Origin of the sequence: Mesorhizobium sp. WSM4308, assembly GCF_002294905.1 — a bacterium.
In the GTDB taxonomy this organism is placed as follows: Bacteria; Pseudomonadota; Alphaproteobacteria; order Rhizobiales; family Rhizobiaceae; genus Mesorhizobium.
Map to the genome: position 1 here is coordinate 265,954 of NZ_NSFW01000008.1, position 13,776 is coordinate 279,729.

Annotated in this window: 11 protein-coding genes; 9 read left to right on the top strand and 2 right to left on the bottom strand. The window is 63.2% G+C overall.

Annotated elements, in window-relative coordinates:
• The first annotated feature begins 228 nt into the window (after positions 1 to 228).
• From CK227_RS17215 to CK227_RS17245, 6 genes are all read left to right on the top strand, one after another.
• Positions 229 to 1,317 (top strand): hypothetical protein, encoded by a 1,089-nt coding sequence (locus tag CK227_RS17215; RefSeq protein WP_095773710.1) that lies wholly within the window; start codon positions 229 to 231, stop codon positions 1,315 to 1,317.
• A gap of 41 nt (positions 1,318 to 1,358) precedes the next feature.
• Positions 1,359 to 2,504 (top strand): hypothetical protein, encoded by a 1,146-nt coding sequence (locus tag CK227_RS17220; RefSeq protein ID WP_095773495.1) that lies wholly within the window; start codon positions 1,359 to 1,361, stop codon positions 2,502 to 2,504.
• 24 nt (positions 2,505 to 2,528) lie between these two features.
• Complete coding sequence (locus CK227_RS17225; RefSeq protein ID WP_095773494.1) at positions 2,529 to 4,439, top strand: ATP-binding protein; 1,911 nt, start codon at positions 2,529 to 2,531, stop codon at positions 4,437 to 4,439.
• Between the two features lie 258 nt (positions 4,440 to 4,697).
• Positions 4,698 to 5,996, top strand: coding sequence for a DUF6638 family protein (locus CK227_RS17230; RefSeq protein ID WP_095773493.1), 1,299 nt, complete (start codon positions 4,698 to 4,700; stop codon positions 5,994 to 5,996).
• A 105-nt stretch (positions 5,997 to 6,101) separates the two neighbouring features.
• Entirely contained in the window at positions 6,102 to 7,226 is a 1,125-nt protein-coding gene (locus CK227_RS17235; RefSeq protein WP_010911160.1) for a DUF2333 family protein, read from the top strand.
• A gap of 392 nt (positions 7,227 to 7,618) precedes the next feature.
• Positions 7,619 to 9,298, top strand: a complete 1,680-nt coding sequence (locus tag CK227_RS17245) for a formate--tetrahydrofolate ligase (RefSeq protein WP_095773491.1) — start codon at positions 7,619 to 7,621, stop codon at positions 9,296 to 9,298.
• Between the two features lie 67 nt (positions 9,299 to 9,365).
• Here CK227_RS17245 and CK227_RS17250 read toward each other — a convergent pair whose 3' ends face one another.
• Positions 9,366 to 10,010, bottom strand: a complete 645-nt coding sequence (locus CK227_RS17250; RefSeq protein WP_095773490.1) for a cysteine hydrolase family protein — start codon at positions 10,008 to 10,010, stop codon at positions 9,366 to 9,368.
• A gap of 125 nt (positions 10,011 to 10,135) precedes the next feature.
• Here CK227_RS17250 and CK227_RS17255 point away from each other — a divergent pair, with 125 nt between their 5' ends.
• The gene (locus CK227_RS17255) at positions 10,136 to 11,122 is read left to right on the top strand and encodes a helix-turn-helix domain-containing protein (protein WP_095773709.1); all 987 of its coding nucleotides are present in this window, start codon (positions 10,136 to 10,138) and stop codon (positions 11,120 to 11,122) included.
• A 17-nt stretch (positions 11,123 to 11,139) separates the two neighbouring features.
• Here the strand turns inward: CK227_RS17255 and CK227_RS17260 are convergent, their stop codons facing one another.
• Positions 11,140 to 11,697, bottom strand: coding sequence for a sugar O-acetyltransferase (locus CK227_RS17260; protein WP_095773489.1), 558 nt, complete (start codon positions 11,695 to 11,697; stop codon positions 11,140 to 11,142).
• Between the two features lie 139 nt (positions 11,698 to 11,836).
• Between CK227_RS17260 and CK227_RS17265 the strand changes: the two genes are divergently transcribed.
• Entirely contained in the window at positions 11,837 to 12,298 is a 462-nt protein-coding gene (locus CK227_RS17265; RefSeq protein WP_095773708.1) for a DUF4126 domain-containing protein, read from the top strand.
• The gene (locus tag CK227_RS17270) at positions 12,295 to 13,671 is read left to right on the top strand and encodes an FAD-containing oxidoreductase (protein WP_095773488.1); all 1,377 of its coding nucleotides are present in this window, start codon (positions 12,295 to 12,297) and stop codon (positions 13,669 to 13,671) included. Before CK227_RS17265 ends, CK227_RS17270 begins: the two co-directional genes overlap by 4 nt.
• The last annotated feature ends 105 nt before the right edge of the window (positions 13,672 to 13,776 follow it).

Sequence of the window (13,776 nt, forward strand, 5' to 3'; positions counted from 1 at the left end):
TCGGCGGGGGCTGACTGTCTTGCCGGCATGAAAGTTCAATGACAGCTGAACTAGTCCCGACTGACCGGCTAATCACGCCATGACCCCACCTGCATTGTCTTTCAAGGCCTTGGCGGATTCTTTTGTTTTCACGCGGCCCTTGTCTTCACGTCTTTCAATCCCCGGATGCCCCACATATATTCGCCGCTGTTCGCAACCAGCGACCGGAAGCCGAAGCGGGAGGCCCCTATGGCGACATTGCAGAATTTCGATGCCGAAATTGCCAAGACCAAGCAGGTCGTCCAGGACATGCGCACCAAGATCGAGCAGTCCGGCACCGTGCTCGACACGCTTGCCACCGCTGACAAGAAGATCGGCGACGCCAATTTCGACATCGAGAACGCCCGCATCGAGGACGTGCTGAAGCAGCAGAAGGTGATGGAAGGCAACATTGCCGACCTGATCATCGGCCTCGAGGACGCCACCAACGTCTTCGGCGCCGAGTTCGAGAGCATGAAGAACTACACCGGCTGGGAGAACTTCGTCGGTGTCTTCTCCAGCCAGCGCAAGCAGCGCATGCGCACCGACCGCGTCCGCAACATGTCGCTGGCCGGCAATCTGCAGGAACTTCTGGCCAAGTCCGACACCATCGTCGGCATCCTGAAGGCGCAGAAGGAGGTTCTCGACCAGCGCTACAAGACCTCCGAGGCCAGCCTGTCGCAGGTCATCGAGCGCCGCAAGACCACCATGTCGAACCTCGAAGCCGTGCAGAAACGCATCGAGGAACTCAACCCCATGCTGCTCGACATCGAAAACAAGATCGCCGCCTCGACAAGCCAGAAGGACCGCACCCAGCTTGAGGGCGAACGCTCCAAGCTCGCCACCGAATACAACGAGAAGCAGGCCAAGGAGCAGGAACTGCTGGCCGAAAGCCAGACGCTCGAGCGCTACACCTCGATGTTCCAGACCTTCGTCGATTCGCTCAACAACCAGATCGCCGCGCAGTCGACGCTGATCAACAAGCTGACCATCGATACCGAGCAGCGCATCGTGCTCTATAAGGCGCTGGAAGATTCGCTGAAGACCGCCGCGCAGCAGGACGTCGCCCACAAGATCAACACGCTGGGCAGCCAGGTCGACAACACGGCGGAAGAAACCATGGCCGGCATCGGCGCCGCTTCGCAGAAGCACATTGGCGACCTGCTCGAAATGCACGAGAAGAACATGGTGGCCAGCGCCGATATCCAGCGCCGCAAGAAGCTCGCCGACGATGCCTTTGCCCGGCGCTTCGACGAGGTGCTGAAGAAGCACAATTCGGCCAACTACGTGCAGTCATAAATTGCCGCGCGCACCGGTGCGACAATCCCAGGGCTGACAGAATGACCCCCGAAAACGACGCGGCGGCGCGGTATTTCTCGGCAATCACGGCCGCGCTCAGCGGCCTTGAAGTGTTCATGCGCGACGACCGCTCGCCGCTTTACCGGCACGGCATCGTCGCCAAGATCGTTGCCGAATACATCGCCCGGCTCGACAAGTCTTTTGGCTGCTGGCGCAACCGGCTGGGCTTCATGGACACGTTCCGCATTTCGCGCGCCGAAAGCGGCTTCCCGGTGTTCCAGAACCTGCTCGAACTGGAAAACGACCGCCGCCAGGCCGATGCGCGCCTTGCCAACATCCCGCTGGCCGGCGAGCTGCGCGAGGAGATGGCCGACTTCATCCTGCGCCACAAGGAATTCCCCGAGGCGCTGCAGAAGTCGATGGCCGAGCGGCTCTATCTCGAGGACGTCAGGAGCGAGCAGACTTTTGGGCCGTTCACGCTGGCGCAGACGGCCAAGGTGTCGGTCAATCCGAAGACCGCATTGCCCTACTATCTCGTCCATTGGGCGACCTTCGACGGCAGCGCCAACCTGCCGCTGGTCTACATGGTGACGGTGGAGGATTCCTCCGAGAACATGGTCCGCCAGCTCGTCGACCGGAACGGCAAGCTCAACGACAAGGTCGATATCCCACTGCCGGTCGACGGCCTGCTCAATCCCGAGCTCGCCCACCGTTTCGACGATTTCACCGAGAAGAACTCCGCCTACACGCTGTCGCCGGCGACGATTGCGGTCAATCTCGACAAGGATTTCGAGCCGCTGCACCCCAAGCAGTTGCGCCGCGTCGTGCTTGGCCCCTTCTATTCCGCGGGCATTACCGACAACAATTCGACGGTGACCGAAGTGCTGGCCAAGGTGCGCAAGCCGGAAAACGCCTGGCTGCTGACCTGGACCATCCAGGAGGTCTATTCCAAGGGCGAGAAGCCCGGCCGCAAGGGGCTGTTTTCCAGCGAGAAGACGACGCAGGAATTCTTCATCAACACCGACGATTTGGAAGCCGCGCGCCAGGGCGTGTCCAGCTACGAGAACCACGCGCTGATCCCGCACGAGGCCTACCAGGCGCTCTACGCCGTCGGCGAAGCACAGAAGATCTTTGGCGGCTACAAGGTCCACATCCTGTCGAATGGGCAGGTCATTTCAGACGTCTGACCGTAACACCACGGAGCACACTTCATGGACACCGGCCTGACCACCATCCCCGAAGCGGCGATCGAGAAGCACCGCGCCACAGCGCAGAGCTTCATCACCCGCATCGTCGTGCTGGAAGACCCGTCGCGTGAGTCCGGCACGGCACTGGCCGGCACCAATCGCCGCTTCGTCTCCACCGTCTCGGTCGGCTCGGTGCGTCGCACGCGCGAGGTCGAGCTGTCGAAGACCGTCGGCGCCGTCCATCCCGACGACCAGTTGCTCACCATTCCGCAGCACACGCTTCTGTTTCGCGCGCGGCGCGGCACGGCGATCGCGCTGGCCATATCGGATGTCTTCGCCGAAGGCTCCGACCTCGAAAGCCTGCAGGCGAAGAACACCCGCGCCCCGCTCGAGGGCGACGAGGCGTCGGCCTTCAAGAAGCTCCTGTCGGCCTCGGCCTATATCTCGGCCTTCAGCCTGGCATCCTATCTGTTCCAGCTGATCGACAGCGACGGCGAGGCACCCAACGACATCCCCGAACCCGACTTCCTTTTCGACACGCCGCAGGATGCGGTGAAGTCGATCCTCGCCGGCCTCGACAAGGCGATAGCGGGCTCGAAGGACGATGCCGACCTGGCGACACGGGCACGCGCCTTCGCCCGCGTCGCCATCGATGGGCTGCTGGCCAGAAAAGGCCGCTTCGACGGCATCGGCCCGTTCGAGAACGCCCATATCCGCATCGATGCCGACGACTTCACCCTCGACGGCTTCGACGTCGCCCCCGGCAAGCGGTCGAAGCCGCTGGTGATGACCTTCAAGAAGCCGGAAGAGGTCGTCGGCAACCACATCGCCAAATACCAGTCGGTCAAGCTCGCCAAGATGCTGATGGCCTATGATTTCGAGCGCGAGCTGAACCCGTTCGTCGAACTCGGCGGCTTCCTGTTCACCTTCATCGGCGACGGCGCGCCCGGCACCGGCAAGACGACTTTGATCCAGATGATCGCCGGCCTGGTCAACGGCTATTGCCAGGTCGCCGGCTATCCTTTTGCTTATGAGAATTTCGGCGTCGACCAGATCTCGTCCTATCAGGGCAAATCGGGCCAGAACTGCCGCCAGTTCATCAACAACGTGCTCAACCCGCGCGTCATCGGCTTCGGCACCATAGACGATATCGACCAGGTGGCGGCGCGCCGCTCCGACGACCGCGCCTCGGCCGGCCAGCAGGAGATCACCGGCGTCCTGATGGATGCTTTCGCCGGCGCGTCAACCGTGGTGCGCGGCAACTGCTCCTTCGGCATGTTCTCCAACTATCCCGAAAATGTCGACGACGCGCTGCGCCAGCGCGCCGGCGCCCGCTGGCTGGTCGATGGCCCGCAGACCCGCGACGACTATATCGACATCTTCGTGCTGCTCGCCGGCAAGAACCACGAAATCCCTCTGGGCAAGCACGAGCTTTACGCCGCACAGGAAATCCAGCGCGCTGTCGAGGAGGCCTATGAGGAGCACGAAAAGCCGCAGGAAGACGGCCTGATGAAGGTCTATGAGCGCTACATGAAGGAGAATGGGGCGCCCAAGACCATGGCCGATATCGGCACCTACCTGCACCTGATCAAGGACGCCGAGCCGCGCTTCACCGGCCGCGCCATCAAGAACGTCACCGACGCCATCAAGATGCGCGCCATGGACATCGAGCTTCCCGACGACTGGTTCGAGAAGCCGGAAGCCTTCATGCACAAGGGCTATGACGAGAAGAAAGCCATGATCGAGGAACTGCGCGGTCCGTTCTCTCTGGACATTGTCATGCAGGAGATCAACCGCTACGCCGATTCCGAATTCCGCTACTCCGACAAGTCCGACGACGCCGCCGTGGAAAAGCTGCTGCGCGACGCGCGGCTGCGCGAGCGGGCGGCGCGCGAGATGGAGGAGATGAAGAAGAAGGGCATGTGGAATGCATGAGGCACGCCAGCCTTCCCTTCTCCCCTTGTGGGGTCCGAAGGACGGCACGAGACAAGCGGCTCGCCCCCGGACGGTGTCGCCGAAGGCGACGGATGAGGGGTGTTCCAGGGAAAGCCAACGTCTCACTCCGCTGGAACACCCCTCAACCGACTCGGCGCTGTCGCGCCGATCCACCTTCTCCCACAAGGGGAGAAGGAAGGCTCGCGCCCCTCATCCGCCCTTCGGGCACCTTCTCCCCGTGAACGGGGAGAAGGAAAGGTGAGCAAAAAACCCGACCTCTTGCGCGACAACGAACTCATCTACGGCCGTCTGCTCACCGTCGACGAGCCGCATCTCATCCAGCGTTACAACAAGGCGCTGGCCGCATTCGGCCTGCCTCCGACCAAGCTGAAGAGCTTCCAGATCGATCGCACCGGCTTCTCGCCCGAGATCGCCGACGAATGCGGCGACCCTGACTATCTCGACCCCAACGAGGTCAATCGCCGCTTCATCATCCTGACGCCGTCGCAGATCGACCTGCCGGTGGTGCACACGGCCTTCTCCAACACCTCGCAGCTGATGTTCGAGTTCATGTCCAAGAACCAGCGCGCCATCGACGCGCTGACCATCAAGGACGTCATCTACGGCGAGATCGAGGATTCGGTTCCCAAGGTCAACGACATCGAGGACCTGCTGTCGATCAACCAGGTCGAGTTCAAGGTTCTGTCGGCCGAGGATGTGCTGGGCAAGGCCGCTGAACTCGGCAAGCTTGTCGACCGGCTGAAGCAGGAGCCCGACGCCTGGCGCGACAACGCCATGCTGACGCGCATGGTGGAATTGGCGAAAATCTGCGGCGACATCCGCGAGAACGCGCTGGTGCCAGACCAGGTTATCTTCCGCCACAATGCCTACTGGACCAGCCATTTCGGCGGGCTCTACGTGTTCGTCGATCCCGACATGACGACGGTGATCAGCGATCCGGCGGCCCCGGGCTTTCGCCGCTCGCGGCCGTGGCAGGTGAGCTATCTCTCGATCAACGACGCCGACAAGGTCTTCAAGTTCCTGGCCAGCACCGGCCGCATCGAACTGCCCCGCGCCTCATGGATAGAAACGTCCGGCTATCTCGAGCACCGCGCCGAGATGGTGGTGCGCGCGCTGATCCGTGACGCCGAGCCCAACCGCAATCTGACCGATGTCGACAAGGTCTGGCTGCAGACCTGGATCCAGAGCCATGCCGACCTGATTACCAAGGACGGCAATTTCCCCTTCCTCAACGCCGCCAAGCGCGAGATCGCCCAGCTTGGCCATCTCAAGATCGAGGATGTGTTCCCGCAGCAGCGCTTCCTGGTGGTGCGCGCCAAGCCGGACCATCCCGACGCCTGGCTGACCAACCGGCTGATCTCGGATTTCGTGCCGACCGACTTTGTCTCGCGCTACATCTTCAACAAGCAGGGCTTCTACAAGGACTATGACGGCTTCAGCGACGCCTGGAGATCGCATGTTGTGGACGTTCTGAAAACCACATATTTGAAGGACAAGGTGGCGTTTCGCACACGCCTCTACGGCCTGACCGACTAGAACGAAACGAGCTGTCATTTTGTTCTAACTTATTGTTTTAGCACATGATGTTATCCAAAAAGTCTGCAACTTTTTGGCATCATGCTTTGAGGGGGTGACACAGCCATGCTCGATCCGATCGTGAACTTCTTCGTCAGGATTTTCCAGTGGATCGGCCGCGGCATCGGCCTTCTGATCGGCGCCATCCTGTGGCCGTTCCTATGGGCCGGCCGCTGGTACACGCAGCGCGGCTGGATCCTCAAGGCCGTGCTCGGCCTGGCCCTGCTGGTGCTGATCGGCCTCTACGCCAACTTCTTCTATGCCACCCAGTGGTGGAACAATTTCAACCCGAACTATCCTGACACCTACACTTTCGAGAAGCGCAATGTTTCCGCCGGCGAGCAGGTGGCCGCCGGCACTGGCACCGACACGGCAAAGACCTGCGGCAATTCCGGCATTGCCCAGATCGCGGCGGACCTGACCGACTTCAACGTCAACCAGAATGCCTGGATCTCGTCGATGATCCTCTACAAGCTCGGCCTGTTCGGGATCGACTGGGACAACACGCCGTGGATGGACAACAAGGCGTCCTTCCAGCGCGGCATCAACCAGGCTGTGCGGCGCACGGCGACCGAGCTCGCCGACAATCTCGGCCGCGTGCGCACGACTTCGCAGATCGATGCCGATCTGCAGGATGCGCGCGGCAATCTGCAGTTCGACGAATACACCTGGTATTTCGGCGTCAGCCCGTTCGGCCCGAAGACACCGACCCCGAGCTATTATCGCGACGCGGTGCGCAAGCTGCGCTCGTTCAATGCCCGCCTCGCCACCTGCCAGGCCACTTTCGATGCCCGCGCCGACAATCTGAAGCAGTATATCGACCGCATCGCATCGGACATCGGCTCGACTTCCGCCATCCTCAAGGAACGCGCCGAGAACCACAACAATGGCTGGTTCGACACCCGCGCCGACGACCGCTACTGGTTCGCCTATGGCCAGCTCTATGCCTATTACGGCCTGATGAAGGGCGCGCAGGCCGACTTCGAGGACGTCATCAAGGAGAAGCACCTGCAGAGCCTGTGGGACACGATGGACGCGCAATTCGTCTCGGCCCTGCGTATCCAGCCCTTCATCATCGCCAATGGCCGCGAGGATGGCTGGCTGCTGCCGACGCACCTGACGACGATGGGCTTCTACATCCTGCGCGTGCGCTCCAACATGGTCGAAATCAGCAACGTGCTGACGCAATAGCGTTCGCCGGTCGCAATGCATGTCGCCCAAAAGTGGCCCCGGTTTTGGGCGAACGACATGCATAACAACAAAAGGCTAAAGCGCGATGCGCTTTAGCCTGGCGATGGCGAATTTGCGCCGTCGCCTCTGTCGCATTCCGTGCATTGTGCGGCTGTTTTGAGACGGCGGAACGGCGCGTCCTCTGGCTTCTATACGGCGCGGCAACGGAGCCGGAAAGAACCCGAGAACAGGTCGGCCGGTCCGCAGAGGAATTTTCTTCATAGGAAACATAGTTGCATGCAAGTTGACGCCGCGGCAGCGACAGGGTTAAAACAGCCCGCGCCCGGTTCCAACTTGCCTGCCAGTGAGATCAAACCCGTCCCCTCCACAGTCCAATCCAGAGGAAAGCCGTCATGGCCGAAGTGAAGTCCGACATCGAGATCGCGCGCGGCGCCAAGAAGAAGCAGATCCAGGAGATCGGCCAGAAGATCGGCATTCCGACCGAACACCTTTTGCCCTACGGCCACGACAAAGCCAAGATTTCCGCCGAGTTTATCAAGTCGGTGAAGGGCAACAAGGACGGCAGGCTGATCCTCGTCACCGCCATCAACCCGACGCCCGCCGGCGAAGGCAAGACCACCACCACGGTCGGTCTCGGCGACGGCCTGAACCGCATCGGCAAGAAGGCAATCGTCTGCATCCGCGAAGCCTCGCTCGGCCCGAATTTCGGCGTCAAGGGCGGTGCAGCCGGCGGCGGCTACGCACAGGTCGTGCCGATGGAGGACATGAACCTCCACTTCACCGGCGACTTCCACGCCATCACCACGGCGCACAACCTTTTGTCGGCGCTGATCGACAACCACATCTACTGGGGCAATGAGCTCGGCATCGACACCCGCCGCGTCGTCTGGCGCCGCGTCATGGACATGAACGACCGCGCGCTGCGCGAGATGATCTGTTCGCTCGGCGGCGTCGCCAACGGCTTTCCGCGCGAGGGCGGCTTCGACATCACCGTCGCCTCGGAAGTCATGGCCATCCTGTGCCTGTCGACCGACCTCAAGGACCTCGAGAAGCGCCTCGGCGACATCATCGTCGCCTATCGCCGTGACAAGTCGCCAGTCTATGCCCGCGACCTCAAGGCCGACGGCGCCATGGCCGTGCTGCTCAAGGACGCCATGCAGCCGAACCTGGTGCAGACTCTGGAAAACAACCCGGCCTTCGTGCATGGCGGCCCGTTCGCCAACATCGCGCATGGCTGCAACTCGGTCGTCGCCACCACGACGGCGCTCAAGCTTGCCGACTATGTCGTCACCGAAGCCGGCTTCGGCGCCGATCTCGGCGCGGAAAAGTTCTTCGACATCAAGTGCCGCAAGGCCGGCCTGAAGCCGGCGGCTGCCGTCATCGTCGCCACCGTGCGCGCCATGAAGATGAACGGCGGCGTCAAGAAGGAAGACCTCGGCAAGGAAAACATCGAGGCGGTGAAGAAGGGCTGCGCCAACCTTGGCCGCCACATCGAGAACATCCGCCAGTTCGGCGTGCCGGCGGTGGTGGCCATCAACCACTTCTATTCCGACACCGACGCCGAAATCCAGGCGATGAAGGACTATGTCGCTTCGATGGGCGAAGAGGCGATCCTGTGCAAGCACTGGGCCAACGGCTCGGCCGGCATCGAGGAACTCGCCAACAAGGTGGTGGCGCTGGCCGAATCCGGCGCCTCGCAATTCGCGCCGCTCTATCCCGACGCCATGCCGCTGTTCGAGAAGATCAACACCATCGTCCAGCGCATCTATCGCGGCTCGGAAGCGATCGCCGACAAGTCGGTGCGCGACCAGTTGCACGCCTGGGAGCAGGCCGGCTACGGCAACCTGCCGGTCTGCATGGCCAAGACCCAGTACTCCTTCTCGACCGACCCGAACCTGCGCGGCGCGCCGACCGGCCACACCGTGCCGGTGCGCGAGGTCAGGCTTTCGGCGGGCGCAGGCTTCGTCGTCATCATCTGCGGCGAGGTCATGACCATGCCCGGCCTGCCCAAGGCGCCGTCCTCGGAAAAGATCTTCCTTAACGAGGTCGGCCAGATCGAAGGCCTGTTCTAGAATCTTCAAATCCCAAACGGAAAGGGCGCCGCAGCGATGCGGCGCCCTTTCCGTTTGCGGAGTGGTCCTAGGCCGCGTTGCGCGCCAGCGCCCGCTGGTTGGAGGCGTAAATCGTGTCGCGTTCCGGCAAGGCGCCGGTCTTCAGGCACTCGACCCATTCGGCGGTCTTCAGTACGGCCGCGAAACGTGACTGCAGGATGATCGTCACCACGCGGTGGATCTCCTCGGCCGAGGCATAGCCGGCACTGTTGGCATAGGGCACCGAGCCGGTGGCGTCCGACAGGAACTCGACGGCGAAGCCCATATGCACCGCATGGATGATGGTCGACAGGTCGCAATTATGCGCCATGTAGCCGACCACCGTGAGCGTATCGATGGCATTGGCGCGCAGCCACGCTTCGAGGTCGGTACCGGTGAAGGCCGATGGAAGGGTCTTCTCGACATAGTGGTCGCGGCCGCGCCTGGCGATTTCGGGATGCAGTTCGCCGCCGTGGCTACTCTTGGCGAAGATCGGCGAGCTCTCGGGCGCCATCTGCTTGATAACAACCACCTTGATGCCGGCGGCAGCAGCCGCATCCATGGCGCGCGCCACATTGACGACGCTGTCGCGGAACGGCGGATGCTGGATGGCCAGATTGCCGCCATCATAGTCGTTCTGGACGTCGATGACGATGAGCGCGCGGCGTGGCGTGATGTTGGCTGGGGCGGACATGGTGTTTTCCTTCCGGCTTGGATGCGATGGGCCGAAAATAAGCGGCTTCGGGAGTGATCGAAAGTGGCCCGGTTGACATCATTCGAAAGAATTGGGACAATCCAGCTTCCGAACCGGAAACGCCCATGACCGCCCCGATCATTGCCGCCCTCGCCTTCGACGGCATCAGCCCGTTCCACCTCTCCGTGCCTTGCCTGGTGTTCGGCGCCGACCGCACGAGGCTCGGCCTGCCGCGCTTCGACTTCCGCGTCTGCGGGGTCGAGCAAGGCATGATCCGGACCGATGCCGGGCTGAGCATCCTTGTCCCGCACGGTCTGTCCGCGCTCGACGATGCCGACATCATCATCATCCCGAGCTGGAAGGATCTCGAAGCCCCGCTGGCCGGGCCGCTCGACGAAGCGCTCGGTCGCGCGCACCGGCGCGGCGCGCTGATCGTCGGCCTGTGCCTCGGCACCTTTGCCATTGCCGCCGCCGGCCTGCTTTCAGGCCGGAAGGCGACCACGCACTGGGCCTATACGGACCAGCTGCGCGCCCTGCACCCCGACATCTCGGTCGATGCCGACGTGCTCTATGTCGACGATGGCGACATCGTCACCTCCGCCGGTGTCGCCGCCGGGCTGGATTGCTGCCTGCATATCGTGCGCGCCCGCTATGGCGCGGAAGCGGCACTGCGGCTCGCCCGGCACGTCGTGCTCTCACCGCACAGGCAGGGCGGGCAGGCGCAGTTCATCGAACGCCCCGTGGCAAAGAGCGCGAATGCCGATCGCTTCACCCAGGCGCTTGACGCGGTGCGCGCCACGCTCGGCGAGGCGCACAGCCTCGACAGCGTCGCCGAGGCCGCCGGTCTGACGCGGCGTACCTTCACCCGCCGCTTCCAGAAATCGATCGGCACCAGCTTTGGCGATTGGCTGACCAGCCAGCGCATCGAACTGGCGCAGCGGCTGCTGGAAGCGACGGAAAAATCGATGGACATCGTGGCCTTCGAGGCCGGCTTCGGCAGCGCCACCTCGCTGCGCCAGCATTTCGCCGCAAGGCTGAGGACATCGCCGGCGCAGTATCGGCGCGAATTCTCCCAGCGGATTGACCAGGAAGAACGGATGGCGCAGGCCTGATTGCTTGCGGCGGAAATTCAGCCGCGCTTGACCGGCCGCGCCGGATTGCCGACTACCGTCTCGTTTGCAGGCACATCACGCGTCACCACCGCGCCGGCGCCGACGATGGCGCCCTCGCCGATGCTGACGCCGCCAAGGATAACCGCGCTGCCGCCGATCCAGGCATGGGCGCCGATCTCGACCGGCCTGGCGATCTCCAGCCCAGCTTGCCGCCCAGTGGCTTCCTTGTGGTGTTCGGCGCAATAGATCTGCACATTGGGGCCAAGCAGCGTTCCCTTGCCGATGCGCACGCTTGCCGTGTCGAGAACGGTGCAGCCGGCGTTGAGGAACACGCCATCGCCGAGAACGATGTTGAAGCCGTAGGCGCAGTGGAACGGCGCCTCGATGCGGGCGCCCTCGCCCACGCCGCCGAGCAATGCCTTGAGGTCCGGCCCGAGATTGCCGCGCTGCCTTGGCGGCAGGCAATTGTGCTCGAACACCGCGTCGCGCGCGAGGGCACGCAGCGCCTCCAGCTCGTCATCGAGGCAAGAGTACCATTCGCCGGCCGCCATCTTCGCGCGCTCGCTTCCAGCCATGGCGGGTCTCCGATTGACGTCCTTGCAAAGCACAGTTGCGGCCAGCAGAAAAGCGCCAATCCAAGTACTGGCCAAATATCCGACCTATGGTAGCCTGCCGTCTCAAGGCCGTCCTGGCCTGGTGATCGAGGGGATCAACATGCTCTATCTTCTTGCACTTCTGATCGGCGTCATCGCCGGCCTGCGCGCCATGACCGCGCCGGCCGCGGTCGCCTGGGGCGCCTATCTCGGCTGGCTGCCGGTTGCCGGCACATGGGCAAGCTTCATGAGCCATTGGGCCGCTGTCGGCATCTTCACCATCCTCGCCATCGTCGAGCTGGTCACCGACCAGCTGCCGTCGACGCCGAGCCGTAAAGTGCCGCAGCAGTTCGGCGCCCGCATCATCATGGGCGCCTTCACCGGCGCGGTGATCGGCGCGACCGCCGGCGCCACCATCGTCTGCCTGATCGCCGGCGCCATCGGCGCGGTCATCGGCACGCTGGGCGGCGCCGAAGCGCGCGGCCGGCTTGCGGCCGCCTTCGGCAAGGATCAGCCCGCCGCCTTCATCGAGGACGCGGTGGCGATCATCGGCGGCCTGCTGATCGTGGCGGCGGTGGCATGACGGCAAAAACTTTCGACGCCATCATCATCGGCGCCGGCCAGGCCGGCACACCGCTCGCCGGCAGGCTGAACGCAGCCGGCATGAGCGTGGCGCTGATCGAGCGCAAGCTGGTCGGCGGCACCTGCGTCAACACTGGTTGCATCCCGACCAAGACGATGGTGGCGAGCGCCTATGCCGCGCATCTGGCGCGGCGCGCCGCCGACTATGGCGTGACGCTCAGTGGCCCTGTCGGCGTCGACTATGCCAAGATCAAGGCGCGCAAGGACAAGGTTTCGGGCGCCTCCCGCACCGGACTGGAAACGTGGATCGCCGGCATGGACAAATGCACGCTCTATCGCGGCCATGCGCGCTTCGAAACCGCCAATACAGTGCGCGTCGGCGACGACCTTCTGACCGCCGACAGGATCTTCCTCAACACCGGAGGCCGCGCTTCCGTGCCCGATTTGCCCGGCGTCCACGACATCGACTATCTGACCAATTCCTCGATGATGGATCTCGAGGTCCTGCCGCGCCATCTGGTCGTCGTCGGCGGCAGCTACATCTCGCTCGAATTCGCGCAGATGTTCCGCCGTTTCGGCAGCGAAGTCACCGTCATCGAGAAGAGCCCGCGCCTGACCGGCCGCGAGGACGAGGACGTCTCGGCCACCATCCTGTCCATCCTCGAAAACGAAGGCATCACGGTCCATGTCGGCGCCGACGACATCGGTTTCGCCAAACAGGGCGACGATATCGCCGTGGCCTTCTCGGCCGGCAAGCCGCCGGCCGTCGGTTCTCATGTGCTGCTGGCGCTTGGCCGAACGCTCAACACCGACGATCTCGGCCTCAACCGAGCCGGCGTCGCCGTCGACAAGCGTGGAGCCGTTATCGTGGACGACCAGCTGCGCACCAGCGTCCCAGGCATCTGGGCGATGGGCGACTGCAACGGCAAGGGCGCTTTCACCCACACTTCCTACAATGACTACGAAATCGTCGCCGCCAACCTGCTCGACAACGACCCACGCAAGGTCAGCGACCGCATCGAGGCCTATGCGCTTTACATCGACCCGCCGCTCGGCCGCTGCGGCATGACCGAGGCGGCGGTGAAGAAATCCGGACGCCGCGCGCTGGTCGGCCAGCGGCCGATGACCCGCGTCGGCCGCGCCGTTGAAAAAGGCGAGACGCAAGGCTTCATGAAGATCTTCGTCGATGCCGACACGCGGCAGATCCTCGGCTGTTGCGTGCTCGGTCCCGGCGGCGACGAGGCGGTGCATTGCGTGCTCGATCTGATGTACGCCAAGGCGCCGGTCGACACGCTGGCGCGCGCGACGCACATCCACCCCACTGTCTCGGAACTGCTGCCCACGATTGCCCAGGAGCTGAAGCCGCTGGCCTGAGGCACCTAAAGCTCCAGACATTCTGCATTGGTGCATTGCAGCAATGTGCATTGCGCATAGCTCAACTCCTCGCGCAATCTCTGGATTGAACCGATTCAGTCTGGA